Annotated in this window: 26 protein-coding genes; 23 read left to right on the forward strand and 3 right to left on the reverse strand. The window is 60.9% G+C overall.

Annotated elements, in window-relative coordinates:
• Nucleotides 1-96 precede the first annotated feature (96 nt).
• The 14 genes from hisD (at nucleotide 97) to pyk (ending at nucleotide 12,039) form a co-directional block, all read left to right on the forward strand.
• Nucleotides 97-1,407 (forward strand): histidinol dehydrogenase, encoded by a 1,311-nt coding sequence (gene hisD / locus ABRP84_RS03240; RefSeq protein WP_349852700.1) that lies wholly within the window; start codon nucleotides 97-99, stop codon nucleotides 1,405-1,407.
• Nucleotides 1,408-2,520, forward strand: coding sequence for a histidinol-phosphate transaminase (locus ABRP84_RS03245; RefSeq protein ID WP_349852701.1), 1,113 nt, complete (start codon nucleotides 1,408-1,410; stop codon nucleotides 2,518-2,520).
• Between the two features lie 3 nt (nucleotides 2,521-2,523).
• Nucleotides 2,524-3,126 (forward strand): imidazoleglycerol-phosphate dehydratase HisB, encoded by a 603-nt coding sequence (gene hisB / locus ABRP84_RS03250; RefSeq protein ID WP_349852702.1) that lies wholly within the window; start codon nucleotides 2,524-2,526, stop codon nucleotides 3,124-3,126.
• Between the two features lie 12 nt (nucleotides 3,127-3,138).
• Nucleotides 3,139-3,297, forward strand: a complete 159-nt coding sequence (locus ABRP84_RS03255) for a CG2302 family histidine operon protein (protein WP_034659193.1) — start codon at nucleotides 3,139-3,141, stop codon at nucleotides 3,295-3,297.
• Nucleotides 3,294-4,544: an MFS transporter gene (locus tag ABRP84_RS03260; RefSeq protein ID WP_349852703.1), complete on the forward strand. Its 1,251-nt coding sequence runs from the start codon at nucleotides 3,294-3,296 to the stop codon at nucleotides 4,542-4,544. The genes ABRP84_RS03255 and ABRP84_RS03260 overlap by 4 nt, the downstream gene beginning before the upstream one ends.
• A gap of 3 nt (nucleotides 4,545-4,547) precedes the next feature.
• Nucleotides 4,548-5,180 (forward strand): imidazole glycerol phosphate synthase subunit HisH, encoded by a 633-nt coding sequence (gene hisH, locus ABRP84_RS03265; RefSeq protein ID WP_349852704.1) that lies wholly within the window; start codon nucleotides 4,548-4,550, stop codon nucleotides 5,178-5,180.
• Between the two features lie 13 nt (nucleotides 5,181-5,193).
• Nucleotides 5,194-5,982: a bifunctional 1-(5-phosphoribosyl)-5-((5-phosphoribosylamino)methylideneamino)imidazole-4-carboxamide isomerase/phosphoribosylanthranilate isomerase PriA gene (gene priA, locus ABRP84_RS03270; protein ID WP_349852705.1), complete on the forward strand. Its 789-nt coding sequence runs from the start codon at nucleotides 5,194-5,196 to the stop codon at nucleotides 5,980-5,982.
• 3 nt (nucleotides 5,983-5,985) lie between these two features.
• Complete coding sequence (locus ABRP84_RS03275) at nucleotides 5,986-6,756, forward strand: inositol monophosphatase family protein (RefSeq protein ID WP_284771414.1); 771 nt, start codon at nucleotides 5,986-5,988, stop codon at nucleotides 6,754-6,756.
• Between the two features lie 36 nt (nucleotides 6,757-6,792).
• Entirely contained in the window at nucleotides 6,793-7,563 is a 771-nt protein-coding gene (gene hisF, locus ABRP84_RS03280) for an imidazole glycerol phosphate synthase subunit HisF (protein ID WP_349852706.1), read from the forward strand.
• Complete coding sequence (hisI, locus tag ABRP84_RS03285) at nucleotides 7,560-7,922, forward strand: phosphoribosyl-AMP cyclohydrolase (protein WP_349852707.1); 363 nt, start codon at nucleotides 7,560-7,562, stop codon at nucleotides 7,920-7,922. The genes hisF and hisI overlap by 4 nt, the downstream gene beginning before the upstream one ends.
• Entirely contained in the window at nucleotides 7,922-8,557 is a 636-nt protein-coding gene (locus ABRP84_RS03290; protein WP_349852708.1) for a TIGR02234 family membrane protein, read from the forward strand. Before hisI ends, ABRP84_RS03290 begins: the two co-directional genes overlap by 1 nt.
• An 86-nt stretch (nucleotides 8,558-8,643) precedes the next feature.
• Nucleotides 8,644-9,474: an indole-3-glycerol phosphate synthase TrpC gene (locus tag ABRP84_RS03295; protein ID WP_349852709.1), complete on the forward strand. Its 831-nt coding sequence runs from the start codon at nucleotides 8,644-8,646 to the stop codon at nucleotides 9,472-9,474.
• A gap of 53 nt (nucleotides 9,475-9,527) precedes the next feature.
• The gene (gene lgt / locus ABRP84_RS03300; protein WP_349852710.1) at nucleotides 9,528-10,499 is read left to right on the forward strand and encodes a prolipoprotein diacylglyceryl transferase; all 972 of its coding nucleotides are present in this window, start codon (nucleotides 9,528-9,530) and stop codon (nucleotides 10,497-10,499) included.
• Between the two features lie 121 nt (nucleotides 10,500-10,620).
• Nucleotides 10,621-12,039 (forward strand): pyruvate kinase, encoded by a 1,419-nt coding sequence (pyk, locus tag ABRP84_RS03305; protein ID WP_198010487.1) that lies wholly within the window; start codon nucleotides 10,621-10,623, stop codon nucleotides 12,037-12,039.
• 83 nt (nucleotides 12,040-12,122) lie between these two features.
• On the opposite strand, the gene ABRP84_RS03310 is transcribed toward pyk, so the two are convergent.
• Entirely contained in the window at nucleotides 12,123-13,334 is a 1,212-nt protein-coding gene (locus ABRP84_RS03310) for an amidohydrolase (RefSeq protein WP_502879775.1), read from the reverse strand.
• A 27-nt stretch (nucleotides 13,335-13,361) separates the two neighbouring features.
• Between ABRP84_RS03310 and ABRP84_RS03315 the strand changes: the two genes are divergently transcribed.
• Complete coding sequence (locus ABRP84_RS03315; protein ID WP_239269987.1) at nucleotides 13,362-13,760, forward strand: hypothetical protein; 399 nt, start codon at nucleotides 13,362-13,364, stop codon at nucleotides 13,758-13,760.
• Here ABRP84_RS03315 and ABRP84_RS03320 read toward each other — a convergent pair.
• Nucleotides 13,757-14,842 (reverse strand): glycerate kinase, encoded by a 1,086-nt coding sequence (locus ABRP84_RS03320; RefSeq protein ID WP_349852712.1) that lies wholly within the window; start codon nucleotides 14,840-14,842, stop codon nucleotides 13,757-13,759. The genes ABRP84_RS03315 and ABRP84_RS03320 overlap by 4 nt on opposite strands.
• 201 nt (nucleotides 14,843-15,043) lie before the next feature.
• Here ABRP84_RS03320 and gdhA point away from each other — a divergent pair, with 201 nt between their 5' ends.
• Entirely contained in the window at nucleotides 15,044-16,390 is a 1,347-nt protein-coding gene (gene gdhA, locus ABRP84_RS03325) for an NADP-specific glutamate dehydrogenase (protein ID WP_023022958.1), read from the forward strand.
• A gap of 314 nt (nucleotides 16,391-16,704) precedes the next feature.
• Complete coding sequence (locus tag ABRP84_RS03330; RefSeq protein ID WP_349852713.1) at nucleotides 16,705-17,472, forward strand: SPFH domain-containing protein; 768 nt, start codon at nucleotides 16,705-16,707, stop codon at nucleotides 17,470-17,472.
• A gap of 101 nt (nucleotides 17,473-17,573) precedes the next feature.
• On the opposite strand, the gene ABRP84_RS03335 is transcribed toward ABRP84_RS03330, so the two are convergent.
• The gene (locus tag ABRP84_RS03335; protein ID WP_349852714.1) at nucleotides 17,574-18,191 is read right to left on the reverse strand and encodes a hypothetical protein; all 618 of its coding nucleotides are present in this window, start codon (nucleotides 18,189-18,191) and stop codon (nucleotides 17,574-17,576) included.
• 150 nt (nucleotides 18,192-18,341) lie between these two features.
• Between ABRP84_RS03335 and ABRP84_RS03340 the strand changes: the two genes are divergently transcribed.
• From ABRP84_RS03340 to smc, 6 genes are read left to right on the forward strand one after another with little or no spacing between them, the layout of a single operon-like run.
• Nucleotides 18,342-18,890 carry a YceD family protein gene (locus ABRP84_RS03340; RefSeq protein ID WP_349852715.1) on the forward strand — a complete coding sequence of 183 codons (549 nt, stop codon included), beginning with the start codon at nucleotides 18,342-18,344 and terminating at the stop codon, nucleotides 18,888-18,890.
• Nucleotides 18,887-19,657, forward strand: a complete 771-nt coding sequence (gene rnc / locus ABRP84_RS03345) for a ribonuclease III (protein ID WP_349852716.1) — start codon at nucleotides 18,887-18,889, stop codon at nucleotides 19,655-19,657. The genes ABRP84_RS03340 and rnc overlap by 4 nt, the downstream gene beginning before the upstream one ends.
• Before the next feature lie 3 nt (nucleotides 19,658-19,660).
• Complete coding sequence (gene mutM / locus ABRP84_RS03350) at nucleotides 19,661-20,476, forward strand: bifunctional DNA-formamidopyrimidine glycosylase/DNA-(apurinic or apyrimidinic site) lyase (RefSeq protein WP_349852717.1); 816 nt, start codon at nucleotides 19,661-19,663, stop codon at nucleotides 20,474-20,476.
• A 53-nt stretch (nucleotides 20,477-20,529) separates the two neighbouring features.
• Nucleotides 20,530-22,032: an alanine/glycine:cation symporter family protein gene (locus tag ABRP84_RS03355; protein ID WP_349852718.1), complete on the forward strand. Its 1,503-nt coding sequence runs from the start codon at nucleotides 20,530-20,532 to the stop codon at nucleotides 22,030-22,032.
• An 18-nt stretch (nucleotides 22,033-22,050) separates the two neighbouring features.
• Nucleotides 22,051-22,329, forward strand: coding sequence for an acylphosphatase (locus tag ABRP84_RS03360; RefSeq protein WP_349852719.1), 279 nt, complete (start codon nucleotides 22,051-22,053; stop codon nucleotides 22,327-22,329).
• 57 nt (nucleotides 22,330-22,386) lie between these two features.
• Nucleotides 22,387-25,917 (forward strand): chromosome segregation protein SMC, encoded by a 3,531-nt coding sequence (gene smc, locus ABRP84_RS03365; protein WP_349852720.1) that lies wholly within the window; start codon nucleotides 22,387-22,389, stop codon nucleotides 25,915-25,917.
• The last annotated feature ends 10 nt before the right edge of the window (nucleotides 25,918-25,927 follow it).

A 25,927-nucleotide genomic window follows, 5' to 3' on the forward strand; every position in this document is an offset into this window, starting at 1 on the left:
TCGCCCAAGAGGGTGTCCCCGCGGCGCTTTGGGCGATAGTATATTGATTTGTCTACAGATATAGCCCACGGTGATCAACCAGAAAGTGAGCCAGGAATGCTTCGAACCATCGATCTCCGCGGTCAACAGCTTCGCCCCGCCACGCTGCGCCGCGTTCTTCCGCGCGGCGGCACCGACGTCAATTCCGTCATGGGGACCGTCGTGCCGATGGTCAATAAGGTGCGCGACGAAGGCGTCCAGGCAGCGTTGGATTATGGGGAGCAATTCGATGGGGTGCGCCCACCGTCCCTGCGCGTCCCCCAGGCAGAACTGCAGCGGGCCGCCGACAAACTTGATCCCCAGGTGCGCGCGGCCATCGAGGCCTCCATTGAGCGGGTGCGCCGCGTGCATGCGGACCAAAAACCGGAGTCGCACACCACACAGCTGGCACCCGGCGCCACCGTGACCGAGGTATTCCGGCCCATCGAGCGCGTTGGCCTCTATGTTCCCGGCGGCAAGGCGGTCTACCCGTCTTCAGTCATCATGAATACCGTGCCCGCGCAAGAGGCCGGCGCCTCCAGCCTGGTGGTTGCCTCCCCGCCGCAAAAGGAACACGGCGGCCTGCCACACCCTACGGTCTTGGCCACGTGCCACATGCTGGGCGTGGAGGAAGTCTGGGCCGTCGGTGGGGGTCAGGCGGTAGCGCTTTTGGCCTACGGCGATGCGGACGAAGACATAGAGCCCGTGGACATGATTACTGGGCCGGGCAATATCTTTGTCGCCGCAGCCAAAAGGGCGGTGCGCGGGGTGGTAGGCACCGACGCGGAAGCTGGCCCGACCGAAATCGCCATCTTGGCGGATGAGACCGCGAACCCCGTCTACGTGGCCTACGATCTCATCTCCCAGGCAGAGCATGATCCGATGGCGGCAAGCGTGCTGATTACGGCATCGGAAAGCGTGGCCCAGCAGGTGCAGCAGGAAGTAGAGCGCCGCTATACGGCAACGGAGAACTCCGCCCGCGCCGCCGAGGCACTTACCGGCGAGCAATCCGGCATCGTCCTGGTGGATTCCATGGACGCGGGCATCGCCGTGGCGAATGCTTATGCCGCCGAGCACCTAGAAATCCACACCGCGGATGCGCGCGCCGTGGCAGAGCGCATCAACCACGCCGGAGCCATTTTCGTCGGCGCGTATTCCCCGGTGCCCTTGGGGGACTATTCGGCCGGTTCCAACCACGTGCTGCCCACCTCGGGTACGGCGCGGTTTTCCGCCGGGCTTTCTACCCACACGTTCCTCCGTCCGGTCAACCTCATCGATTATGACCGCGGCGCCCTGGAAGAAATCGCCCCCAACGTCATCGCCTTTGCCAATGCCGAGCGCCTTCCCGCCCACGGGGAGGCTATCCGCGCCCGATTCGAGGAGAAATAAATGGCCCAGCTACATGACCTACCGCTGCGCGAGGAATTGCGCGGCGAGACCGCCTATGGCGCCCCGCAGCTGCGGGTGGCCTACCAGCTCAATACCAACGAGAATCCTTTCCCGCCCTCGCCCGCGCTTGTCGATGCCCTCGTGGACGAGGTCCGCCGCTGCGCCAGCTCGCTGAACCGCTACCCAGAGCGCGATGCGGTCGAACTGCGCACCGAACTAGCCCGCTATGTTTCGCAGCAAACCGGCGTGGATGTCACCTACGAGCAGGTCTGGGCCGCCAACGGTTCCAATGAGATCCTGCAGCAGCTGTTGCAGGCCTTCGGCGGGCCCGGGCGCAGCGTGCTGGGATTTACGCCGTCGTATTCCATGCACCCGATCCTTTCTGCCGGTACTCACACGCGTTTTATCGAGTGCCCGCGCGATGAGAACTTCGCCATCGATATGGACCGCGCCTTGGCAGCAGTGGCCGAGCACCAGCCCGACGTCATCTTTATTACCACCCCGAATAATCCCACCGGCGGGGTTACTAGCCTGGAGGATATTGCCGCGCTTGTCGATGCCGCCCCCGGCATCGTCATCGTCGACGAAGCTTACGCCGAGTTTTCTGACTCGCCGTCCGCGACGAGCTTGTTGGAAAAATACCCCACCAAGCTCGTGGTCTCCCGCACGATGTCGAAGGCCTTCGACTTTGCCGGCGGGCGCCTGGGCTACTTCGTGGCGGACCCGGCCTTCGTGGAGGCCATCATGCTGGTGCGCCTGCCGTATCACCTGTCCGTCTTATCCCAGGCAGCGGCTACTGTGGCCCTGCGCCACAGCGCAGATACCCTCGCCACCGTGGTGACCATCGCCGCCGAACGCGACATGGTGGCAGGGCGCCTGCGCGAGATGGGTTATACCGTCATGCCGAGCGAATCGAATTTCCTTTTCTTTGGCAATTTTGCGGACCAGCACCGCGTGTGGGAGAAGTTCTTGGATGAAGAGGTGCTCATCCGCGATGTAGGAATTGATGGGTACTTGCGCGTGACCATTGGCCTGCCGGAAGAAAATGCGGCCTTTCTGGCTGCGGCGGAAAATCTAGCGACTACAGTAGGAGCGGATACTTCAAAGGAGTGAGATATGACAAACCGTGTGGGGCGTGCCCAAAGAGCAACATCGGAATCGGATATCACCGTTTCCATCGACCTAGACGGCACCGGGAAAAGCGATATTTCCACCGGGCTGCCGTTCTTTGACCATATGCTTACCGCATTTGCCACACACGGTCTATTTGACCTGCAGATAAAGGCCACTGGTGACGTGGAGGTTGACGCCCACCATACCGTGGAAGACACCGCCATCGTGCTCGGCCAGGCCCTGAGTGAAGCCGTGGGGGATAAGGCCGGGATTCGCCGCTTCGGCTCCCAATTACTACCCATGGATGAAGCGCTGGTTGAAGCGGTCGTAGACTTTTCGGGCCGCGCATACTTCGTGATGAATGGCGAGCCGGAGCACCTGCAGTGGCAGGTCATCGGCGGGCACTATGCAACGGTGATTAACCGCCACTTCTTCGAATCCCTGGCCACCCACGCAGCCATTACCCTGCACGTCAACGTGCGCTACGGCCGCGATCCGCACCACGTGACCGAGGCGGAATACAAGGCAGTAGCCCGCGCGCTGCGTGCTGCCGTGGACCAAGATCCGCGCCAGAATGGCATCCCTTCGACGAAGGGAGCCCTGTAGCCCGTGCAGTTTATGATCCTTATCCTGTTTTTGGTGGCGGGCCTCTTGGTAGGAGGGGCCTGGTCCGCGTATCAGCAGGACTCGAAGTTTTTTACGGTCGTCGCCGCGCTTTTAGCCGTTATTACCGTGGCCGCGGCCATCGCCTGGATGGTTGGAGGCTTTAGCAAATGAGCGAATCCCAAGAGACCAATATTTGGAAGGTGCCCGGCTATACGCCGACGATGGTAGCCATCGCAGCCGCCTTTGGCGCCTGGTCCATCCTGCTTCCCGTAGTCCCGCTGGCCGTCATTGACTCCGGCGGTTCCGCGACTTTGGCGGGTGGATCCACCGGTATCTTCATGGCCTTTACCGTAGCCACGCAGATCATGTCCCCGTGGCTATTGCGTCGCTGGGGCTACCGGCGCGTGATGGCGCTATCCGCCTTTACCCTAGGCGTTCCGGCCTTTGGCCACCTGCTGGGCACCGACGCCTGGATCGTCTTGCTATTTTCCGCCATGCGCGGGGTGGGCTTCGGCGCTCTCACCGTGTCCGAATCCGCGCTGATTGCAGAGCTCTCCCCGGTGCGTCTGCTGGGCAAGGCCACCGGCATGATTGGTGTATTCACAGGCTTGGGGCAGATGATCTTCTTGCCGCTCGGCCTGTTCATGGCGGATTCGTTAGGATACGCCTCTACCTATATCACCGCCGGTCTCATCGGCTTCTTGGGCTTTGCTATGTGCCTGCGTATCCCCAAGATCAAGGTCACCTTGGCCGAGGATAATGACGAGGAAGTCAATATCATCCGCGTTCCCACCTGGAAGCTGGTACTGGTCCCGGCCCTGGCCTTGACTACCTTTTCCATGAGCTACGGTGCCATTTCCTCTTTCTTGTCCCCCGCAATGCAAGAACTCGATGCCGCAAAGGGTGCCAGCCTGGCCGGCGTCATGCTGTCCATCGTGGGCGGTGCGGCGATGATCTTCCGGTATTTCGCCGGCGTGGTGGCAGACCGCACCGGGGCCCCAGGTAGCCTGTACATTCCAAGCCAGATCATGGCAATCGTCGGCGTCGGGACGATTTCCCTGACCCTGTTTATGGAAAGCTCCATCTGGTGGCTGGTGCTCGGCGCCGTTCTTTTTGGTGGCGCCTTCGGTATCGCACAAAACGAGGCCTTGCTATCCATGTTTGACCGGCTGCCCCGCGAGCGGGTTTCGGAGGCTTCGGCCATTTGGAATATTTTCTACGATAGCGGCACCGGCTTAGGCTCGACCTTGCTCGGCGCCATGGTGGCAGGCTACGGCTACGACGGCGCCTTCGGAGCGGGGGTTGCGATCCTCATCGCCGGGCTGCTCCTCACCACGGCGGACTTCATCTTGGGCCGGACTCGCATCAGCGAGACCAACGATATCCGCACCCGTTTGCGTCGAATGCGTAAGGTATAGCCCATGACAAAATCGGTGGTGTTATTGGACTACGGCGCGGGTAATATTCGCTCCGCGCAGCGTGCCCTTGAGCGCGTCGGGGCGGAGGTAACCGTCACGGCGGATCCTTATCAGGCCCTCGAGGCTGATGGGTTGCTGGTTCCCGGCGTGGGCGCGTTCGATGCCTGCATGAAAGGGCTTAAGGCAGTAAATGGGCAGAGGGTCATCGGCCAGCGCCTAGCAGGCGAGCGGCCGGTCATGGGCATTTGTGTGGGCATGCAAGTGCTTTTCGATGCCGGCGTCGAGCACGGCATCCACTCCACAGGCTGCGGCGAATGGCCGGGGACGGTCGAGCGCCTGCAGTCCGATGTTTTGCCGCACATGGGCTGGAATACCGTCGAGATGCCGGATGACAGCGCCATGTTTGCCGGGCTTAGCGCTGACGAGCGGTTTTATTTTGTGCATTCCTACGGCGTGCGCCGCTGGGAATTAGAAACCGTCATTACCCGCCCGCCGCTGGTGAGCTGGTCCACGCACGCCGGTGATTCATTCGTGGCGGCAGTGGAAAATGGCGCGCTCTGGGCTACGCAATTCCACCCCGAAAAATCCGGAGATGCGGGCGCGCAGCTATTGGAAAACTGGATGCAGACTCTCTAGGTAGGATGAAACCATGACTTTTACGCTTTTGCCCGCAGTCGATGTCGTCGGCGGCAAGGCCGTGCGCTTGGATCAGGGAGAAGCCGGCACCGAAAAGGTCTACGGCGCCCCGCGGGACGCCGCTCTCGAGTGGCAGCGCCAGGGCGCCCAGTGGCTGCACTTTGTTGATCTCGATGCTGCCTTTAACCGCGGCTCCAACCACGAGCAAATGGCGGGGATTACCCAAGAACTCGGTATTAATGTCGAGCTTACCGGCGGCATCCGCGATGATGCCGGGGTAGAGCGTGCGCTGGCCACTGGCGCGAACCGCATCAATATTGGCACCGCCGCCTTAGAAAACCCAGAGTGGATAGAAAAGATCCTTGGGCAGTATGGCGAGAAAGTTGCCGTGGATTTGGCTGTGCGTTTAGAAGATGGCGAGTGGCGCACGAAGGGCAATGGTTGGGTCTCCGATGGCGGGGATCTCTGGGAGGTACTCGAGCGCCTCGATGCCGCAGGATGTCAGCGCTTCGTGGTCACGGACGTGTCCAAGGACGGGACGCTGACTGGGCCCAATGTGGAATTACTGCGCGAGGTAGCTATGGCAACCGATGCCAAGGTGACCGCCTCCGGCGGCATTTCCTCCCTGGCAGATCTTAGCGAGCTGGCTCGGTATGAAAATGAGGGCATCGATTCGGCGATCATCGGCAAGGCGCTATATGAGGGAAACTTCAGCCTGAATGAGGCGCTAGCGGTAGTGGCAGAGGTAGAGCCGCTTCCCGCAGAGGTGCCCATCGATCCTTATGACCCCGAGGAAGAGTAAACGATGATGGATCCGCGCGAGTTGGTGGCCTTCGCGGAGGCGGCCGTTGACCAGGTCGAGCCCATCTTTCGATCCGGCATCGGGGCGCCACCGGCCCACTTTAAGAGCCGGGGCGATTTCGCCACAGAGGTAGACTTGGCCATCGAAAAGCAGCTGCGCGATATCTTGCAGCAGATGACCGGTATCCCGGTCTACGGGGAGGAATCCGGCGGTAGTATCCACGACACCGTGTGGGTCGTCGATCCAATCGATGGGACCGCAAACTATTCCGCGGGCAACCCGATGGCTGGCATCTTGGTGGCCCTGGTTCACGAAGGCCAGCCCATCGCGGCTGTCTCCGACTTTCCGCTCTTGGGCAGGCGCTTGGTTGCCAGCGACGGTTCGCCGCTGCGTTCTGCAGGCGGGCCGTCCGGCGGATTCGGTGGCGGGGAAGAGTCCCCAGAATTGGATGAAGCCCGTGGACACGTGGGTTGTTCCTCCTATCTTCCCACTGCGGCAATCCACGAATTGCGCGAAACCGGCTTGCGCCCGCGCATGACGGGCTCGGTGGGACTAGATAGTGCCTTCGTGGCCCAGGGAGTTTTTGACGGTGCCGTCAATTTCTCGCCGCACCCGTGGGATAACGCGGCGGGAGCGCTCCTTATTAAGGCCGCCGGGGGCATCGTCACGGATCCAGAGGGCAATCCATGGACCGTGAAGTCGGGGGGGATGGTCTCTGGTACCCCGCAGGTACACGAGACAATCCTGGAAATCCTATCTCACCACTCAACTTAATCCCACCCTACCGACCTGTGAAGGAGTAAGCCCCGCATGGCTGTAGCCGTACGCATAATCCCGTGCCTTGATGTGGATCAAGGCCGCGTAGTCAAGGGCGTGAATTTTGCTCACCTGCGCGATGCAGGAGACCCCGTGGAATTAGCCGCGCGCTATGAGGAATTGGGAGCGGACGAACTGACTTTTCTTGATGTCTCCGCCTCCAAACACGGCCGGTCCACCATGCTCGATGTGGTACGCCGCACCGCCGATCAAGTCTTTATCCCCCTCACCGTGGGCGGGGGAGTGCGCAGCGTTGACGATGTCCGCGAGCTCCTGCGTAATGGCGCGGATAAGGTATCGGTCAATACGGCCGCGATTGGCAATCCCAGCCTGCTACGCGAATTGGCGGAAGTCTTCGGCTCGCAGTGCATCGTCTTATCCGTGGACGCACGGCGCACCGACGCGGCGCACGCACCGTCGGGCTTTGAAGTTACGACGCACGGCGGGACGACATCGGCTGGCATCGATGCTGTGGAATGGACCCGCACCGGCGCCGAGCTGGGCGTGGGGGAGATCCTTTTAAACTCCATGGACGCAGATGGCACGAAGGCCGGATTCGACCTCGAGCTTCTGCGCGCGGTGCGGGAGACGGTGAACATTCCTGTCATCGCCTCCGGTGGGGCAGGCGCCGCAGCGGACTTTCCACCCGCCGTTGAAGCCGGTGCCGATGCCGTCCTAGCAGCTAGCATTTTCCACTTTGGGGAGGTAGAAATTGGCGAGGTCAAAAAGGCCTTGACAGATGCCGGATACGAGGTACGCCGATGAGCAATCCCGCAGACTATGAGCTAGACCCACAGATAGCTGCGCTGCTCAAGCGCAATGAGCAAGGGCTCGTGCCAGCTATTGCCCAGGCCGATTCCGGCGAGGTACTGATGCTTGCCTGGATGGATGACCACGCGCTCGCACACACGCTGGCCACGCGCAAGGGCACCTACTTCTCGCGCTCGCGCGGTGAGTATTGGATTAAGGGCGAGACCTCAGGACATACGCAGGACGTACTTGGTGTGCGCCTTGATTGCGATGGCGATACCATCTTGCTGACCGTGCGCCAGCGCGGCGCGGCATGCCACACCGGTGACCGAACCTGCTTCGATGCGAAAGTTCTTTTAGGGGATGATTCCTAATGACGAGGCGACTTGGCCCACTCCTTATGGCGGTGGGCACGGCGGTGCTGTGGTTCTCTTCCCGCAGCACCTGGGTAAAAGCCGTAAGCGAGGACGATAAATCGGGCTCAGCAACCAATGAGATCGTGGGTTCCGCGTGGTCCCTAGAGTTGATGGCATTGACGCTGGTCCTCCTCGCCGGGGTCCTCGCGGGGATTGCGCTGCGCCGAACGGGGCGCCGCATCGTGGCCATTGTGTGTGCCCTTGCCGCAGCAGCCGCCGCGTGGAGTCCCATTAGCCTGCTGACCAGCGGCGCCGATGCCGAGCGCGCGCAAAAAATATTGCAAGGCGCGTCCGCGAATGAGAACGCGGTGGATTCCGCCGCAATCTCTGATTGGGCGACCGTCATTTCCACGGAGGTCACCAAGCTCGGCCCCATCGTCGCCATTATCGGGGCAGCACTGGCATTTTTCGGCGCCGTACTCTTGGCCCAGAACCCGGGCAAGGACAAGGTCAAGGCGTCGAGCAAATACGAAACCCCCGCCGCCCGCCAGGAAAAGCTGGCGGAAGATTTGGAGACCTCATCTGATTCCGGCCGCGTGATGTGGGACGCGCTTGATAGCGATATCGACCCGACCGATGTGGGCCGTAAATAGCCCCGTTCGCGCAGCGCAATTTCCGGAAACGCCCCGAATAGCGTTAATCTAAGTGTGATTTTAATCGCGCTCGGAGGGAGGTGCTCATGCCCACACCCATTGCCGTCGATCACCTGGTCGCTGGGGTGCTAGAGGATGTCGCCGCGCGCGAAGCACGCGTTTCTTTCCAGGACATTAAGGCGCGCTCACGGGATATGGAGCCTCCTCGTGATGCCCGCGCAGCCCTCTTAAAACCCGGTTGTTCAGTCATTACTGAGCTTAAACGCGCAGTTCCTTATACCGGAGAAATCGCCCACGTGGGCTCGGCCGAGCAGATGGCCGAATGGGCGCGCACCTTTGAGAACTGCGGCGTGCATTTAATGGCCTGCCAGACGGATACGCGGCGCTTTAACGGTTCGCTTGAGGATATGGCCGCCGCGCGCGCTGCCATCGATATCCCGATGATGGCGCGCGATCTCATCGTGGATCCGTACCAGATTCACGAAGCCCGCTGCTTTGGCGCCGATGCGATCCCGCTGCAGGTCGAGCTTTTAGAACAAGCCCGGTTGGAAGCCCTCCTGGACCGCGCGGAATCGCTGGGGATGACCGCCGTCGTGGAGGTGCGAACCTGCGGGGAGGTCAACCGCGCCATCAAGGCCGGCAGTAGCGTCATCGCGATCAATGCTTGGTCCCTCGCCTCTGATGAGATCAACCGGGAGGCCTTTAACGATATTGCCCCGGGGTTGCCGGAATCGATCCTGCGCATTGCCGTGGGCGGGGTGAATAATGCCCGGAACCTTTTCCACTATGCCTCCCGTGGGGCGGATGCGGTATTGGTTGGTGAATCCGTCATGGCGGCCCAGGATCCCACCGCCTTGGCGCGCTCTCTGGTGGCTGCGGGCCAACACCCTGCGTGCCCCTCGCGTAAAAGTTCCTAGGAAAAGTGACCCCAAACTAGCTCACGGGCACGCTGATAAGGCACACTATCTACGTGCATACTCAGAATCTTGCAAATATTCCCTCTCCGCCGCAGGGCGTGGTGTGGCATCTTGGCTCCATTCCAATCCATGCGTATGCGCTGTGCATCATCGCCGGCATCCTCGTGGGCATGTGGATGACGCTGAGGAGATACACTGCCCGAGGCGGCAATCCCGATACCGTGTGGGATGCGACCATCGTCGTTATCCCCGCAGGCATCGTGGGCGGGCGGCTCTATCACGTCATCACGGATAACCAGAAGTACTTCTGTGATACCTGCAATCCGGTCGATGCCCTCAAGGTCACCAATGGTGGTCTCGGCATTTGGGGCGCGGTTGCCTTAAGCGCAGTAGCGCTGTGGGTAATGTTCCGGATCAAAAAGATCCCCCTGGCGCCATTTGCGGACGCGGTGGCGCCTGGTCTCATCCTTGCCCAGGGCATTGGCCGGTTGGGAAACTGGTTCAATCAAGAACTCTACGGTCGGCCGGCCGACGTTCCGTGGGCGCTGGATATTTACTACCGCGTCGATGAGGCAGGGGAGTACGCGCCGGTTTCCGGGCACTCTACCGGCGAGGTCATCGCTTCGGTGCACCCAACGTTTTTGTATGAGCTCATCTGGAACGTGTTGGTGTGCCTGTTCCTGTTGTGGGCACACAAGGCATGGAAGCTGGGGCGCGGCCGGGTATTTGCCCTCTACGTCGTGGGCTACACATTGGGCCGCTTTTTCATCGAAGGCATGCGCTCTGATGAAGCCACCGAAATCTTCGGCGTCCGTGTGAACCTCATCGTCTCCGCCGTTGTCTTTATCGCAGGCCTCATCGTCTTCTTCTTGCTGGACAGGCAGCGCAAGGGCCCAGAGACCCCGGCCGAAGTCGACCCGCGTTACTACCGCGAGCAGGCTGAGGGATCTGCAGAAGACGGCGGTGAGGAATACGACAACACGCGTGCACAAGGCATCTCGGGCACTGCTAGCGGCCGCGAATGACCGGTTATGTGTGATCGTGTCCGATTGCCGTAGTTAAAGCGCCAAAAAATTGTGGCCTGTCGGCGCGCGAGGGAGTAGGTTGGGGGTTGTTCAATTTCCCCGATGGAATAGGCCAATAATGCTGGATAGAAGAACCAAAATTGTCTGTACTCTCGGCCCCGCTGTAGCCAGCGGGGACGGAATTTTGCGCCTTGTAGAAGACGGCATGAACGTCGCGCGCCTTAACATGTCGCACGGCGAGCATGCGGATCACGAAGCCAATTACAAGTGGGTCCGCGAAGCCACCGAAAAGACCGGCAGGAACGTAGGCATCCTGGCCGATCTCCAGGGCCCTAAGATCCGCCTCGGCCGCTTTAAGAACGGCAAAGAGCAGTGGGATAACGGTGAAATCGTCCGCATCACTGTAGACGATGTCGAAGGCACCCACGACCGCGTATCCACCACCTACAAAGGCTTGGCAGAAGACGCGAAGCCTGGCGATCGCTTGCTTATCGATGACGGCAAGGTCGCCGTCGTCTGCAAGGAAGTAGACGGCAACGACGTGGTGTGTGAGGTCACCGAGGGCGGCCCCGTATCCAATAACAAGGGCGTCTCCCTGCCCGGCATGAGCATTTCTGTGCCGGCCCTGTCTGAGAAGGACATCGAAGACCTGCGCTTTGCCCTGCAGCTCGGCGTGGACTACATCGCGCTGTCTTTCGTGCGTTCGCCTGCCGATGTCGACAAGGTCCACGAGATTATGGACGAGGAAGGCCGCCGCGTGCCGGTCATCGCCAAGCTGGAAAAGCCCGAGGCCGTCGATGCCCTCGAGTCCATCATCTTGGCCTTCGACGCCGTGATGATTGCCCGCGGTGACTTGGGCGTTGAGGTTCCGCTGGAAGAGGTGCCACTATTCCAGAAGCGTGCTATCCAGATTTCCCGCGAGAACGCGAAGCCGGTCATCGTGGCCACCCAGATGCTGGATTCCATGATTGAGAACTCCCGCCCGACCCGCGCGGAGGCCTCCGACGTGGCCAACGCCGTGCTCGACGGCGCCGATGCGGTGATGCTCTCCGGCGAGACCTCCGTGGGTGCGGATCCGCACAACGTGGTGCGGACCATGTCGCGCATCGTCAAGCGTTCTGAGACCGATGGCCAGGTCCCGCCGCTGGCGCACGTCCCGCGCACCAAGCGCGGCGTGATGTCCTATTCCGCCCGCGATATTGCAGAGCGCCTGAATGCCAAGGCCATTGTTGCCTTTACCTCTTCCGGCGATACCGCAAAGCGCGTTGCTCGCCTGCACTCTGACCTGCCACTGCTGGTATTCACGCCGCATGAAGATGTGCGCTCCCAGCTGGCGCTGACTTGGGGTGCTGAGACCTTCTTGAGCCCCGACGTCAAGTCCACGGATGAGATGATGGAGGCTATCGATAAGTACCTGCTGGATTTGGACGAGTACGACGAGAATGACTTGGTCGTCGTCGTTGCAGGTACCCCTCCGGGAATCTCCGGCAATACCAACATGATTCAGTGCCACATTTTGGGAGAAACCATCAAGGACTAGCGCACTGAAAAATCCGCCGCGCCTCCACACTCCATTGAGCAAAGGGAGACGCGGCGGATTCTTTATGCCAGAAGGCGCAAGGTTTACGCGCCCAGGTACGCCAGCACCGCCGCATGGGCGGCCTGGGTGGAAGCCTTGACCGTGGGCTCGTAATCCGGCAGGAAGTTGGCCTGGTGATTGACCGGGGGATCGGCCAGCTCTGCTTCGGGGGTGCACCCTACGTGCCAAAAGACGTACGGCACGCCCCACGCCTGTGGCAGGTAACAAAAATCTTCGGAAGCGGTCGAGGGCGAGGCGGTAACGGATGCTTCCCCGAAGGTGGCCGCAAAGGACTCGTCGATGGGCGAATACGCGGCGGCGTCGTTATCGGTGACCTCGCCGTGCGCGTAGTACTCGAAGGTGGGGTCCTTCTCGCAGCCGGAGGCCACGCACTCGGCTTTTACCATGCGCTCTAAGGAGGCATAGACCTTCTCCGCCAGGGCTGGATCATAAAAGCGGGTATTGAGCACAAGCTCGGCGGAATCCGGGATGATGTTGTTTTTATCGCCAGAATGCAGCTCGCCCACGGAGATGACGAAGAACTCGTGCGGGGCTACCTCGCGGCCGACGATGGCTTGGAGCCGGCTGACGATCATCGCCGCGGTATAGGTCGGGTCGATGGAATTATGCGGCATGGAGGCGTGGGCGGATTTACCAAAGATGCGGATGCGCAGGGAATCGCAGCCGGCCATGATGGGGCCGGCGGTGTGGCGGACGGTGCCGGCTCGGCCCGGCATGATGTGCTGGCCTAAGCAAATATCGGGGCGGGGGATGCGCTCGGTGAGGTTATCGGCGATCATGTACTTCGCGCCCATGGATGATTCCTCCGCCGGCTGGAACAGGGCGAGGAAGGTGCCAGACCAAGTGTCGCGGGAGGCATCGAGAAGCGCACAGGCACCGAGTAGGGCCGTGGTGTGCATATCGTGCCCGCAGGCGTGCATGTAGTCATTGGTCGAGGAATACTCCACGCCGGTGGCCTCCTTGACCGGCAGGGCATCGAAATCGGCGCGCATGAGCGCGGTGGGGCCATCGCCGTTGCGGAAAATGGCGACCATGCCATGCCCGCCAATGTTTTCTTCTACCTCGCAATCAAACTCCGCTAACTTGGCGCGGATGCGCGCCGCGGTGCGTTCCTCCTCGTGGGAAAGCTCGGGGTGGCGGTGCAGATCTTCGTAAAAATCCCGCTGCCACGCCAGGTCAGTATCCGCAGAGTGGACCACGGAAGCGATGTTTGTGGAATAAGACATAGTTTTCATCCCTTTGGTTAGGGTAGGGTCAGCTATATGCCGACTATTCAATTCGATGTATTGGTTCCAGATGAGCAAGCGGACCGCGTGGAGGAAATTTTCACCACTGCCACCGATAAGCTGGTAGCGGGCGGATCGCTTACCTCCGCCGAGGTTACTCGCCCGGCAGATCCCCAGTTCCCTGAGGGCTTGGAGGAACAACTGCAGCAAAATTACCGCGATGAACATGAAGAGCGCGATTTAGAAGGAGCGCACGCCCACCGCTATAACATCGCGGTGGAGGGGGCGACCGGCTCCGTGAACCAGCTGGCTATGGTGCTGTCGCGTTTGCTCACGCCGCACGCCGTATTGCCCAAGGATCATGTGCTGCTGGAGGATGAGTTGGCGCATGAGCGCCCCGCCATCTTTCCGTGGACGGTCGAGATTCGCCCTTAGCCCAGCTGCTTGACGATGTCCCGGGCGGCCCTAGCCAGCTGCTCCGGCATCCCTCCTTCTTGATCTAGCTCCGCGGTGAAGTGCTCGGTGTCCTGATTGATGGCCCCGGCAATGATGCCAACCGGGGTAGAGGACTCCGCCGCCAGGTCCGCGACGGTGCCGACGACCTTGCCGGTTAAGGATTGCTCGTCAAACGCGCCTTCGCCGGTGATGACGAGGTCCGCCTGAGAAATGGCTTCTGGGAGGCCGAGGGCCTTCGCCACGTGGGCCCCGCCAGAAACGACGCGGGCGTGCTCATCGGTGCCCCATAGCGTGCGAGAAAGCCAGGTAAGGCCGATGGGGATGCCGCCTGCCGCACCGGTAAATTCAGTCTCTGGATCTGTGCCGGTGACCTTGCACAATTGGAGAAGTGCACCTGCAAGCAGGGCAACCTGCTCGCCCTCTGCGCCTTTTTGTGGCCCGTACATGGTGGCTGCCTGCATGGCCTTAGCCCGGGTATCGGCCAAGAGCGTGAAATCAACCATGCCCGCTTTGATGTTTAATTGCGCGGTATCGATGGAATCGAGCTGCACCAATGGGGCGCCGCCCTTGGGCAGGGCATAGCCGCGTGCATCGTGGGCGGCGGCGCCGAGGGCCGCAAGGATGCCCATGCCACCGTCGATGCTGGCCGTGCCGCCAAGGCAGAGCACGATGGAGGTGGCGCCGCGGGATTGGGCATCGGCAAGCAGCACGCCGGTGCCATAAGAATCCGCGTGGAGGGGATCGAGCGCGTCGCGGACCGCGGGCAGTCCGGTGGCGGCGGCAACGTCGATGAAGGCCGTGTGCCCAGCGAGGAAATACTGCGCTTCGGTCAAGCGCCCCACCGCATCCGTGGTGGGAAGGGTAATGGTCTGGGTTTCTTGCCCGCCCGCCGCGGCGGCCTGGGCCAGCACCTGTGCGGTGCCTTCGCCGCCATCGGCCATTGGCAAGGTGGTGACGGTGGCGGTGGGGCAGTGCTGGCGAATTCCGTTGGCGATTCCGGCTGCGGCTTCTGTGGCAGAAGCGGTACCTTTAAAAGAGTCAGGCGCGACGACAATATGCATGCCCGCGATTATAAAGCCCGCGACCCGCACCGCGGCTTTTTGCTAGGAATCCGAACGTCCTACAGAAAATATTTATCTTTATTGCCGCAGGTGAAAGCGGGTAATTGGGGGACTGAGAAATAATTGTACTTGCATTATCGGTAGATTGATAGGAAACTAGTTCCTGCTAGTCAAACTCCACGAGAATGGGATTTATACACTATGTCTGTTGATAGCCAGATTTCTGAGTACTACGACAAGCTACTCAAGCGCAACGCCGGTGAGCCGGAATTCCACCAGGCGGTGTCCGAGGTGCTGGATTCGCTCAAGATCGTCCTGGATAAGGACCCACACTACGCAGACTACGGTCTGGTTGAGCGCCTGTGTGAGCCAGAGCGCCAGCTCATCTTCCGCGTCCCATGGGTTGATGACAACGGCGAGGTGCAGGTCAACCGCGGCTTCCGTGTGCAGTTCAACTCCGCGCTCGGCCCGTACAAGGGCGGTCTGCGTTTCCACCCCTCGGTAAACCTGGGCATCATTAAGTTCTTGGGCTTTGAGCAGATCTTTAAGAACTCCCTGACCGGCCTGCCCATCGGTGGCGGCAAGGGTGGCTCCGACTTTGACCCGAAGGGCAAGTCTGAGCAGGAAGTTATGCGCTTCTGCCAGTCCTTTATGACCGAGCTGCACCGCCACATCGGCGAGTACCGCGACGTTCCTGCCGGCGATATCGGCGTTGGCGGCCGCGAAATCGGCTTCCTGTTCGGTCAGTTCCGCCGTCTGACCACCCAGCACGAGTCCGGCGTCCTGACCGGCAAGGGCCTGACCTGGGGCGGTTCCTTGGTACGTACCGAGGCGACCGGTTTCGGTGCCGTCTACATCACCGAAGAAATGATGAAGACCCACGGCGAGTCCTTCGATGGCGCCAAGGTCATCGTGTCCGGCTCCGGTAACGTTGCCATCTACGCCGCCGCAAAGGCACAGGAATTGGGCGCTACCGTCGTCGCAATGTCTGACTCCTCCGGCTACATCACCACCCCGAATGGCGTAGACGTTGACCTGCTTCGCGATGTCAAGGAAGTTCGCCGCGAGCGCATCTCCACCTACGCCAAGGAAGCTGGCAACGGTGTGGAGTTCCACGAGGGCGGCAATATCTGGGACGTCCAGGCTGATGTTGCACTGCCGTGTGCAACCCAGAACGAGCTCGACGGCGAGTCCGCCAAGAAGCTCGTCGAGGGCGGCGTCCGCTACGTTGCAGAGGGCGCCAATATGCCGTCCACCCCGGATGCGGTACACGTATTCCAGGACTCCAAGATCAACTTCGCACCCGGCAAGGCTGCCAACGCCGGTGGCGTGGCAACCTCTGCACTGGAGATGCAGCAGAACGCATCCCGCGACTCCTGGTCCTTCGAGTACACCGATGACCGCCTGCGCGGCATCATGAGCAACATCTTCAAGAACATCGACAACACGGCCAAGGAATACGACCGTGAAGGCGACTACGTGGCTGGCTCCAATATCGCCGGCTTCAAGAAGGTGGCTGACGCCATGCTGGCACAGGGCGTTATCTAAACTCCCTTAACCCACGGCTCCCCATTTCCCCGCACCCGCGGGGAGACGGGGAGCTTTTGCATTGCTGCGGCACGTGCTGTCGCCCTTTGGTGGCTCGGTGGCCAGCCCTAGAAGGATCGGGTTGGTCTTGAGTTAGAGCCACGCGGACAATGCGGCTGAATGCGCCAGTGCCGCGGGTATGTGGAGGGAAAATGGGTTAATCGCACACGGGAAGCGAATTGAACTCGGAGAGCTTTAGCCTTCGTTGCATTGGCCTGAGGATCCAGGGCGCGCCCTCCACACAATGCGGGGTGGCGCGTTGTAGAATTCCCAGCATGTACCGTGTCTTTGAATCCCTTGATGAATTAGTTCAGCATTTGGAGCAGGCTTCTGGCTTTCCCATGACCTCCAATTGCTTGGTTCCCCGCCATGAGATGCTGGCGCTTCTCGATGACCTGCGCAACGCGCTGCCCGTAGAAATCGACGATGCGCAGGACGTTTTAGACAAGCAAGACGAGATTATCCGCGGCGCCGAAGAGCGTGCGGATAACACCATTAATGAGGCGTCTGCGGAGGCCACCGACATGGTGAGCCAGGCGCGCCAAGAGGCCGATACCACGGTTGCGCAGGCAGAAGAACATGCGCAGCGGCTAGTGGCCGATGCCGAGGCACGCGCCCAGTCCACCGTTGAGCAAGCCCGCGCAGATGCAGACCGCACCATTGCTCAGGCCAACGAGGAATACGAACGCTCGGTGGCTGAGGGCCGCCAAGAACAAGAACGTTTGGTCTCTGAGTCTGAAGTCGTCCGCCGTGCCAACGAAGAAGCCAACCGGATCGTGGAGACCGCATACACCGAATCCAACCGGCTGCGCACGGAGTGCGATGACTTTGTAGATAGCAAGCTTAGCGAATTTGAAAGTTCCCTCAGCGGCCTCCTGCGCACCGTAAACTCCGATCGTTCCGCGCTGCGCGGTGGGGCCGGCGTGCGCTCTCGCGGCGGCGACTACCTGCCGTCCACGAACGCCGGTTCTTCCCGCGGTGGTGCTAGCGCCCCGCGCTATGGTGAGGGCGACGGCTACGAGCGCCGCTATACCGAGCGCTAACCGCTCTGGCGAAAAGGCACGACGCTTAAAAAGTCCTGCTGCACGGGTGATTTGCGAAAACCGCGTCGCCGTGCAGCAGGACTTATTGTGCCTGTGGGAGGCTAGACCGAGCTGCGCGAGTTGGAATAGCGCGGCGTGGGGGACGATGAGGGGGCATCGGCAAGCGCGGCGTCAGCAGTATTCGTAGCAGGGTGAGGGCGCTGGCTCTGGACCGCTACGAAGGCTACAATCCCCGCGCTGACCAGGCCGGGGAAGAGGAAGGTGACCAGGGACGTGGTGAAGTAGGAGGTGAGCGAGGTCATCGAGCCGCTCATAAAGTCTTGGGGGAAGAACATCGCGCTAAGACTAATAACCGCGCCTGCGGTCAGGAACATGGCGCCGACGCAAAGCAGCGCGCAGGCAAGGGCTTCGCGCGAGAGCCACGTGATGGCGGCGGCGCTGGCGGAAAATACAAGGGCGCCGGTAAGCACCGTGAGGTCGAGGCCGGAGGGAATGACCAAAATCGCGCCGGCGATAAGCCCCGCACACGTGCTGAGGATGAGGGCGGAGGAAAGGCGCAGGCCCTTGTCGCCGTAGATGCCAGAGTGGTCAGCCTTGGGCAGGCGATGGAGGACTAACCCAGAGATGACCAAGAAGGTGGCGGGAAGGCAGCACAACACTCCGAATCTAGGAGCGATAGCGCTCAAATCTCCTGAGGCCGCGGCCAAGTGGTAAGTCATGCTTTCAGGCTAAGGCCGCCGCGGCCTGCAGGAAAGGGAAAACCGGCAAGCCATAGCGCTTTATGCCCAAACCTTCAGTTTCTTGCCAGAAAATGCGGTCGTGCCAGCAACTACGCGGAGTTTGCGAGGCAGGGTAGACTACCAACTGTTATGACATCTCCATTGAAGTTCGATGTGGGCGAATTACTAAACGCCCAAGGCACTGACGCAATGCCGGAACAACGCACCCAGACGGGCCCTGCACCGGAAAGGATCGGCGTGGAAATGATCGCCATCCCCAAAGGCGAAGATCTCACCGTTGCCGCGACCCTGACCCCGCTGGGTTCAGGCGTTCTGGTTGATGCGGATATCTCGGGTGTTCTCACGGGCGAGTGTGCGCGCTGCTTAAAAGAGCTACACCCGCAGCTGGATTTGCACGTGACCCAGGTTTTTGCTGCCGATGAGTCCTTTGTCAGCGGCGATGGCGCCGATTCTGACGATGCCGGTTCGGGCGATGAAATCCCCGAAATCCAAGACGATGAGCTGGATCTTCTCCAGGCGGTGATTGATGAAGTCGGCCTGAACCTTCCCTTCGCCCCCGTCTGCGAAGACGGCTGCGATATTCAGACCCCAGAGGGTGTGACCACCGGAATCTCCGGGGAAGAAGAGGAAGAGGAGAAGATAGACCCGCGCTGGGCAGGTCTGGAGAAATTCCTATGAGCCGCAAGAAGAAGCTAACCGGGCAAGAGGCATGGGAGGCCACCTTTGCGGCGGTCGATCACACCCCGCTTTTGGAATCGCTCGGTGTTTCCCTTGAACCGGAAAACCTGCGGTTGGCGCTGACGCACCGTTCTTTTGCTAATGAAAACGGGCACCTGCCTAATAATGAGCGCCTCGAGTTCTTGGGCGATGCCGTCTTGGGTCTATCGGTGGCGGCGAAGCTATACGTGACGTATCCATCGCGCCCCGAATCCGATATCTCGAAGATGCGTGCGTCCATCGTCTCGCGCTATGGGCTTTCCGATATCGCGCGTGAAATCAACCTGGGCCCGCATATTCTGCTGGGCAAGGGCGAACAGTCCACCGGTGGGCGCGATAAGGATTCCATCCTTGCGGATACCACCGAGGCGATTTTCGGCGCCATTTACCGCGAGCACGGCTTTGAAACCGCCCGCGATGTAATCCTGCGCCTATTCGCGGAAAAGATCGATAATGCCTCCGTTAGTGGCCGCCACTTGGACTGGAAGACCACCTTGCAAGAGCTGTGCGCCGAGCTGAAGGCGCCCATGCCGGTCTATTCGGCTACCGCTACCGGCCCAGAACACGATCAAACCTTCAGCGCGGTTGCCACCGTCGCTGGGCTGACCGTGGGCCATGGGCAGGGCCATAATAAGAAATTAGCGGAGCAGCAGGCCGCGCAAGAGGCATGCCAAACCCTGCGCGAAACCCCGTTGCTGGTGCAAGGGACCGCCCATAAAGAAGGCTAACTAATGCCAGAATTGCCCGAAGTAGAATCGGTGCGCCGCGGGGTGGAAAGCTACGTCGTGGGCAAAGAGATTACGGCGGTAGACATTGCGCATCCGCGGGCGAACCGCGGCCAAGATGAACCGCTAGCGGACCTTGTAGTGGGTAAGGAAATCGCAGCGGTCGCCCGTCGCGGCAAATTCATGTGGCTGGAATTCGTGGGGGAGGACCCGATGGATAGCCACCGCGACGTGCTTTTTATTCACTTAGGCATGTCGGGCCAACTGCGCATCGGCCCTACCGATTCGCCGCATCGCCGCATCACGGTAGGGCTCAGCGATGGCACCGAGCTGCACTTTGTGGATCAGCGCACCTTTGGATACTGGCTGTATGCGCCGTGGTCCAAGATTTCGCATATCGGTTTGGACCCACTGGAACCCGATTTTGATATAGCTAGCGCCGCGCGCCGCCTGCGGCAAAAGAAAACGGCGGCAAAAACTGCGCTATTGGATCAAACGCTGGTATCTGGAATTGGCAATATCTACGCCGATGAAGCGCTGTGGGCAGCGCGCATTTCACCGCGCAAGAAGGCTTCGGCGCTGCGGCAGAAAGATGCCGTGGCGCTATTGAGCGCGGCACAGACCGTGATGTCTGCCGCCCTCAAAGCGGGGGGAACGAGCTTTGATTCTTTGTACGTCAACGTCAACGGTGAATCCGGCTATTTTGCGCGCTCGCTTGCGGCCTATGGCCGTGCTGGCCAGCCATGTTCCCGCTGCGGCACGCTCATTGCGCGCTCCGTCATCGGGGGCCGCTCGAGCCATTATTGCCCCCACTGCCAATAATCTCGCACCCGTGAGATTCACGTTGTGCACCTTCAGGCAGTAAATTAATTCGCATGGAATTTCTCGAAAATGTCGTCACGACATTTAACGATGGCGTGTGGACATACATCCTGCCCTGGCTGCTTATCGGTGCAGGCCTGTTATTTGGCGCTCGTACCGCGGTGGTGCAGATTCGCAAGGTACCCGATATGCTGCGCGCCGTGGTCGAGCGACCCAACAGCGATGATGAGGACGAGGGCGCAGGAAGCGGGGGAATCTCCGCATTTAAGGCATTTACCATCTCCGCAGCATCGCGCGTGGGCACCGGCAACGTTGCCGGCGTCGCGGTGGCCATCTCCGTAGGCGGACCTGGCGCCGTCTTCTGGATGTGGATCATCGCCCTTCTTGGTGGTGCGACCGCCTTCGTGGAATCCACCCTGGCGCAGCTGTGGAAGGTCCGCAATGGCGATACGTACCGCGGCGGGCCGGCCTACTACATGAAGCGTGGCCTGGGCTGGGGCCCGCTCGGCGTTCTTTTCTCTATTGCCATCGTCTTTACTTTCGGCTTGGTCTATAACTCCTTCCAGACCAACGCCATTGCTGAGGCCGTGGCCTTTTCCTTCGGCCGCGAAGACGATGCCACCTTTGGCTCCATCATTGGCATCATCATCGCGATTGCCGCGGGCTTCATCATTTTTGGCGGCGTGAAGCGCATTGCCAATATCACCCAGGTAGTCGTTCCGTTTATGGCCCTGGCGTACCTGCTCATAGGTGGCTTCGTGGTCATTACGAACTTTGACAAGGTCCCGGGCATGCTGGGCGATATCATCGGCCACGCGCTCGGCTTTAAGGAAATCGCCGGCGCGGGCATCGGCGCCGCGATGATGAAGGGCATCCAGCGCGGCCTGTTTTCCAACGAGGCCGGCGAGGGTTCTGCACCTAACGCGGCGGCGACCGCCACCGTTTCCCACCCGGTCAAGCAGGGCCTGGTGCAGACCTTGGGTGTGTACTTCGACACCATCGTGGTCTGTACCATTACCGCCTTCCTGATCCTGCTCGGCCCGGAAGTAGCCTACGGCGAAAAGGCCGAGGGCGTTTCCCTTACCCAGGCGGCCTTGTCCGCCGAGGTTGGTCACTGGGGCGTTCACTTCGTCAGCTTCATCTTGTTCTTTCTGGCCTTTTCTTCCATCTTGGGCAATTACTACTTGGCAGAAGCCAACCTGGAATACCTCACCACGAATAAAACGGTGCTGAATATTTTCCGCCTCGTGGTGCTGTTCTTTGTCTGGTTCGGTGCCGTCGGGTCCCTGCCATTGGTCTTCGCCCTGGCGGATACCGGTGCGGCGACGATGGTGATCCTGAATATCATCGCCATTGTTCCGTTATCCGGCGTGGCCATTCAATTGCTGAAGAACTTCAACGAGCAGCGCAGTAAGGGAGTCGATCCGGTCTTCCATCGCGATATGCTTCCGGGTGTGCCCGGCGTGGAGTGCTGGGACGGTTCTGACCCAGTGACCCGCCGCAGCGCTGCGGACCGTAAAATCTTGCGCGATCGCGGCGAGGCCGATCGCTACTAATGAGGATGGAGCAGTGACATGGAAAGAATGACGGCTTTTGTGCACGGCAACGTGCAAGGAGTGGGCTTTCGCTGGTGGACGCGCTCGCGCGCTCTGGAATTAGGCCTTTCTGGGCATGCGACCAACCTGGCAGACGGCCGCGTGCAGGTTGTTGCTGAGGGGCCGCGCACAGACTGCGAGAAGCTCTTGGAACTGTTGAATGAGCAACCAAGCACCACCCGCCGTCCCGGCAGCGTCGATTTGGTGGTCGAGCAGTGGGCGGACGCAAAGGGCGAAAGCGGCTTTGTCGAGCGCTAATAGCCAACCCAATGGTGGCTCCAGCTCGTTTCTTAAAGGCTTGCTACACTATCCCAAATGCACCTGAAATCGCTGACGCTCAAAGGCTTTAAGTCATTCGCGTCGGCGACGTCTCTCAAATTTGAGCCGGGCATCTGCGCTGTTGTCGGCCCGAACGGTTCCGGCAAATCCAACGTTGTCGACGCCCTTGCCTGGGTGATGGGAGAGGCTAGCGCAAAGACCCTGCGCGGCGGCAAGATGCAAGACGTCATCTTCGCCGGGGCAGGCGACCGTAAGCAATTGGGCAGGGCCGAGGTCACGCTCACCATCGATAATGCCGATGGTGCGCTGCCCATCGAGTACTCCGAGGTATCTGTTACCCGCCGCATGTTCCGCGACGGCGCGAGCGAATACGAAATCAACGGGGCCAAGGCCCGGTTGATGGATATCCAGGAGCTGCTTTCTGATTCCGGCATTGGCCGGGAAATGCACATCATCGTGGGGCAGGGCAAACTTTCTGAAATCCTGGAATCGCGCCCCGAGGATCGCCGCTCCTATATCGAGGAAGCCGCAGGTGTCCTCAAACACCGCCGCCGCAAAGAAAAGGCCCAGCGCAAACTGACGGGCATGCAGGCCAATTTGGACCGCCTGCAGGATTTGACTGATGAGTTGGGAAAACAGCTCAAGCCCTTGGCGCGGCAGGCAGAAGCTGCCCAGCGCGCGGCCACGGTGCAGGCTGATGTGCGCGATACGCGCCTGCGCTTGGCCGGAGACCGCATCGTCGGCCTGCGGCAGAAGCTTTCCGCTGCCGAGCTGACCGCGACAGCGCTATCTACCCAGGTGGAAGAGACCACGGCGCAGCTCGAAGAGGCGACCGAGCACCAAATGGAGCTGGAAACCCAGCTAGAGGAAGTCAACCCGCAGGCAGAAGCCGCCCAAAAACTGTGGTTTGATCTCTCCACCCTGTCCGAGCGCATTGCGGCGACCCAGCGAATCGCAGAGGAGCGGGCGGATAATGCCGGGTCCCAGGTCGCCTATGCCGGCCAGGATCCAGATGATCTTGAGGCCAAGGCGACGCGCGCGGACGAGGAGCACGAGGAGCTCTTGGAAGCGGCAGAAGAAGCTGCGGAGCGGTTAGAAAGCATCAGGGAGGAAGTAGCGGAGCGTCGGCAAGCATTCGAGGCCGCAGAGCACGAGCATATGGCGCAGGTGCGCGCCATTGCGGACCGCCGCGAGGGCGTGGTGCGCCTTTTTGCCGCCGAGGAAAAGGCCGCGGGGCAGGTGGCCAGCGCAGAAGAGGAGTTGGCGCGGCAGGAAGAGGCCGTGGCCTCGCTCCAGCAACGCACTCAGAACGCGCAGGCAGAGGCCGCTGAGGTAGCGCAGAAGTTGGATAATTATGCCGCAGAGCGCCAGCCTTTGGAGGAGGCGCATACCCGGGCTGCCAGCGAGTCCGGTGCTGCCGATAAGCGCTTGGATCAGCTCCGCGATGCCCAGCGCGAGCGCGAGCGCAGTGTCTATACGCTGCGGTCCCGCATCGATACGCTGTCCCAGACCATCCCCGAGTCGGTCGAGGTGGGCGAAGAATTCCAGCCATTGGCCGCGTATATTTCCACCACCTATGAATCGGCGGTTGCGGCCGCGTTGGGCACCTTTGCGGAGGCGCAGGCGGGGCAGTTGACCGAGGGCTTGATTACGGATCTGGAAAAGGGCCCGCGCTCGGCGCTGCTGGATGCGGCGGCGACAGCGCCTGCGAGCTCGTGGCGCGTCGATGCCGATCTGCCGCCGCAGACCTCCTGGTTGCTGGATCACATAACGGTCCAACCTGCGGTGTCGGCGGCGTTACACAGGCTGCTTGCCGATGTCGTCCTGGTCCCCGATATTGCCCACGGCCGGCGCCTCGTCTCCGACGATCCGCGCCTGCGCGCCGTGACCGCGTCCGGCGTAGTCATCGGCGAAGGCTGGGTCGAGGTCGGCACCGGTTCCTCATCCACGGTGGAGGTCACCGCCCGCATCGCGGAGGCCGAAGAGGAACTAGAGCAGGCAAATCAAGCCCTGCACGAGCTTTCTGGCACCCTGGAAGGGGCAAAGATTGCCGCCGAGGATGCCCGCGTGACGGCCGCGTCCGCCAAGGCCGCGTTGCGGGAGCACGATACTGAAGCCGATGCCTGGAAGCGGGATCACCGCCGCTTGGAAAAGCAGTACGAGGCCAATAAGGCGGAGCTGGAAAAATCCGCGCAGCGCGCCACCGAGATCGAGATCCGGCTGCAGAAAGCCAACCAGGAGCTTGCCGATGCCCGCGATAGGCTCGCCCGCGTCGACGCCGACGATCAACCAGCCGAGCCCTCATCCGCCGATAGGGACGCCGCCTCGGCCGCGCTGGAAGAAGTTAAATCCATGGAAATGGAGGCCCAAGTCGCGGCCCGATCGGCGCAAGAGCGCGTGGGCCAAGTTGCCGGCAAGGCCGATAGCTTGCGGCGCCAGGCCCAACACGAGCGCCAAGCAAAGGCCCGCCATGAACAGGCCATGGCTCGCCGCAAGGCGCAGGGGCAATTGGCATCGGCAGTGGCGCGACACGCACAGGATTTGGCCGCGCGGGCGAACCAGCTTTTAAGCCGCGCCACCTCCGAGCGCGATGAGTTTTTGCACGAGCGCAACTCCTTAAATTCCCAATTGCAGCAAGCCAAGCAGGCGGTATCGGCCGCGCGCCAAAATAGCGACCGGCTAACCGCGCGGGCGCATGAAGCAGAACTGGCGCGCTCGCAGGCGCAGGTGCGCCTGGATGAAGCCGAGAAAAAGATTGGCGAACAGCTGGGCATTGCCATCGCTGACCTCTTGCGCGATTTCACCCCGGGCGAAGACTTTGACCGCAGCGTGGAAAAGTCGCGGCTGCAGCAGGCGGAAAAGGATTTGAACTCCTTGGGCAAGGTCAACCCCTTGGCCTTGGAGGAATATAAGGCGCTGGAAGAGCGCTACAGCTACTTGTCCACGCAGCTCGATGACGTCATCCAAGCCCGTCAGGACCTCGCCGGGGTAATTTCGGATGTGGATAAGCAAATCCTGCAGCTATTTACCGATGCCTGGCGGGATGTGGAAGCCGAATTTCCCAAGGTATTCAATACCCTTTTCCCGGGTGGAGAGGGCCGGTTGATCCTTACCGAGCCCGAAGACATGCTCACCACCGGCATTGAGGTCGAAGCCCGCCCGCCAGGCAAGAAGGTCAAGCGCCTGTCGCTGCTTTCCGGCGGCGAGAAATCCCTTACCGCATTGGCCATGCTCGTGGCGATCTTCCGCGCGCGCCCCAGCCCGTTCTACGTCATGGATGAGGTCGAGGCAGCGCTTGATGATGTCAACCTGCGCCGGCTCATCGCCCTATTTGAGGAATTGCGGAAGGATTCCCAGCTCATCGTCATCACGCACCAGAAGCCGACCATGGATGTGGTCAATGTCCTCTATGGCGTGACCATGCGCGGCGATGGCATCACCCGGGTCATCTCCCAGCGCATGAATCCAGCCGGGCTCGCGCCAGGAGCCGAGCAAGCGAGCCAGGATGCGACGCGGCTGGGAGTTGATGCGCCGAAAACAGTGGATTCGCCGCAATCACCGGAATAGAAGATTTCGC

Origin of the sequence: Corynebacterium sp. KPL2861, assembly GCF_040225475.1 — a bacterium.
Lineage (GTDB): Bacteria > Actinomycetota > Actinomycetes > Mycobacteriales > Mycobacteriaceae > Corynebacterium.

What these genes read in the sequence shown, in the direction of transcription:
- hisF (WP_349852706.1), top strand. Translation starts at nt 6,793, where the DNA reads ATGGCTGTAGCCGTACGCATAATCCCGTGCCTTGATGTGGATCAAGGC.
- gdhA (WP_023022958.1), top strand. Translation starts at nt 15,044, where the DNA reads ATGTCTGTTGATAGCCAGATTTCTGAGTACTACGACAAGCTACTCAAG.
- ABRP84_RS03255 (WP_034659193.1), top strand. Translation starts at nt 3,139, where the DNA reads ATGATCCTTATCCTGTTTTTGGTGGCGGGCCTCTTGGTAGGAGGGGCC.
- mutM (WP_349852717.1), top strand. Translation starts at nt 19,661, where the DNA reads ATGCCAGAATTGCCCGAAGTAGAATCGGTGCGCCGCGGGGTGGAAAGC.
- hisB (WP_349852702.1), top strand. Translation starts at nt 2,524, where the DNA reads ATGACAAACCGTGTGGGGCGTGCCCAAAGAGCAACATCGGAATCGGAT.
- ABRP84_RS03290 (WP_349852708.1), top strand. Translation starts at nt 7,922, where the DNA reads ATGACGAGGCGACTTGGCCCACTCCTTATGGCGGTGGGCACGGCGGTG.
- hisH (WP_349852704.1), top strand. Translation starts at nt 4,548, where the DNA reads ATGACAAAATCGGTGGTGTTATTGGACTACGGCGCGGGTAATATTCGC.
- ABRP84_RS03275 (WP_284771414.1), top strand. Translation starts at nt 5,986, where the DNA reads ATGATGGATCCGCGCGAGTTGGTGGCCTTCGCGGAGGCGGCCGTTGAC.
- ABRP84_RS03335 (WP_349852714.1), bottom strand. Translation starts at nt 18,191, where the DNA reads ATGACTTACCACTTGGCCGCGGCCTCAGGAGATTTGAGCGCTATCGCT.
- ABRP84_RS03295 (WP_349852709.1), top strand. Translation starts at nt 8,644, where the DNA reads ATGCCCACACCCATTGCCGTCGATCACCTGGTCGCTGGGGTGCTAGAG.
- hisI (WP_349852707.1), top strand. Translation starts at nt 7,560, where the DNA reads ATGAGCAATCCCGCAGACTATGAGCTAGACCCACAGATAGCTGCGCTG.
- ABRP84_RS03340 (WP_349852715.1), top strand. Translation starts at nt 18,342, where the DNA reads ATGACATCTCCATTGAAGTTCGATGTGGGCGAATTACTAAACGCCCAA.
- hisD (WP_349852700.1), top strand. Translation starts at nt 97, where the DNA reads ATGCTTCGAACCATCGATCTCCGCGGTCAACAGCTTCGCCCCGCCACG.
- priA (WP_349852705.1), top strand. Translation starts at nt 5,194, where the DNA reads ATGACTTTTACGCTTTTGCCCGCAGTCGATGTCGTCGGCGGCAAGGCC.
- ABRP84_RS03320 (WP_349852712.1), bottom strand. Translation starts at nt 14,842, where the DNA reads ATGCATATTGTCGTCGCGCCTGACTCTTTTAAAGGTACCGCTTCTGCC.
- rnc (WP_349852716.1), top strand. Translation starts at nt 18,887, where the DNA reads ATGAGCCGCAAGAAGAAGCTAACCGGGCAAGAGGCATGGGAGGCCACC.
- ABRP84_RS03245 (WP_349852701.1), top strand. Translation starts at nt 1,408, where the DNA reads ATGGCCCAGCTACATGACCTACCGCTGCGCGAGGAATTGCGCGGCGAG.
- ABRP84_RS03260 (WP_349852703.1), top strand. Translation starts at nt 3,294, where the DNA reads ATGAGCGAATCCCAAGAGACCAATATTTGGAAGGTGCCCGGCTATACG.
- smc (WP_349852720.1), top strand. Translation starts at nt 22,387, where the DNA reads ATGCACCTGAAATCGCTGACGCTCAAAGGCTTTAAGTCATTCGCGTCG.
- ABRP84_RS03310 (WP_502879775.1), bottom strand. Translation starts at nt 13,334, where the DNA reads ATGAAAACTATGTCTTATTCCACAAACATCGCTTCCGTGGTCCACTCT.
- ABRP84_RS03330 (WP_349852713.1), top strand. Translation starts at nt 16,705, where the DNA reads ATGTACCGTGTCTTTGAATCCCTTGATGAATTAGTTCAGCATTTGGAG.
- ABRP84_RS03355 (WP_349852718.1), top strand. Translation starts at nt 20,530, where the DNA reads ATGGAATTTCTCGAAAATGTCGTCACGACATTTAACGATGGCGTGTGG.
- ABRP84_RS03360 (WP_349852719.1), top strand. Translation starts at nt 22,051, where the DNA reads ATGGAAAGAATGACGGCTTTTGTGCACGGCAACGTGCAAGGAGTGGGC.
- ABRP84_RS03315 (WP_239269987.1), top strand. Translation starts at nt 13,362, where the DNA reads ATGCCGACTATTCAATTCGATGTATTGGTTCCAGATGAGCAAGCGGAC.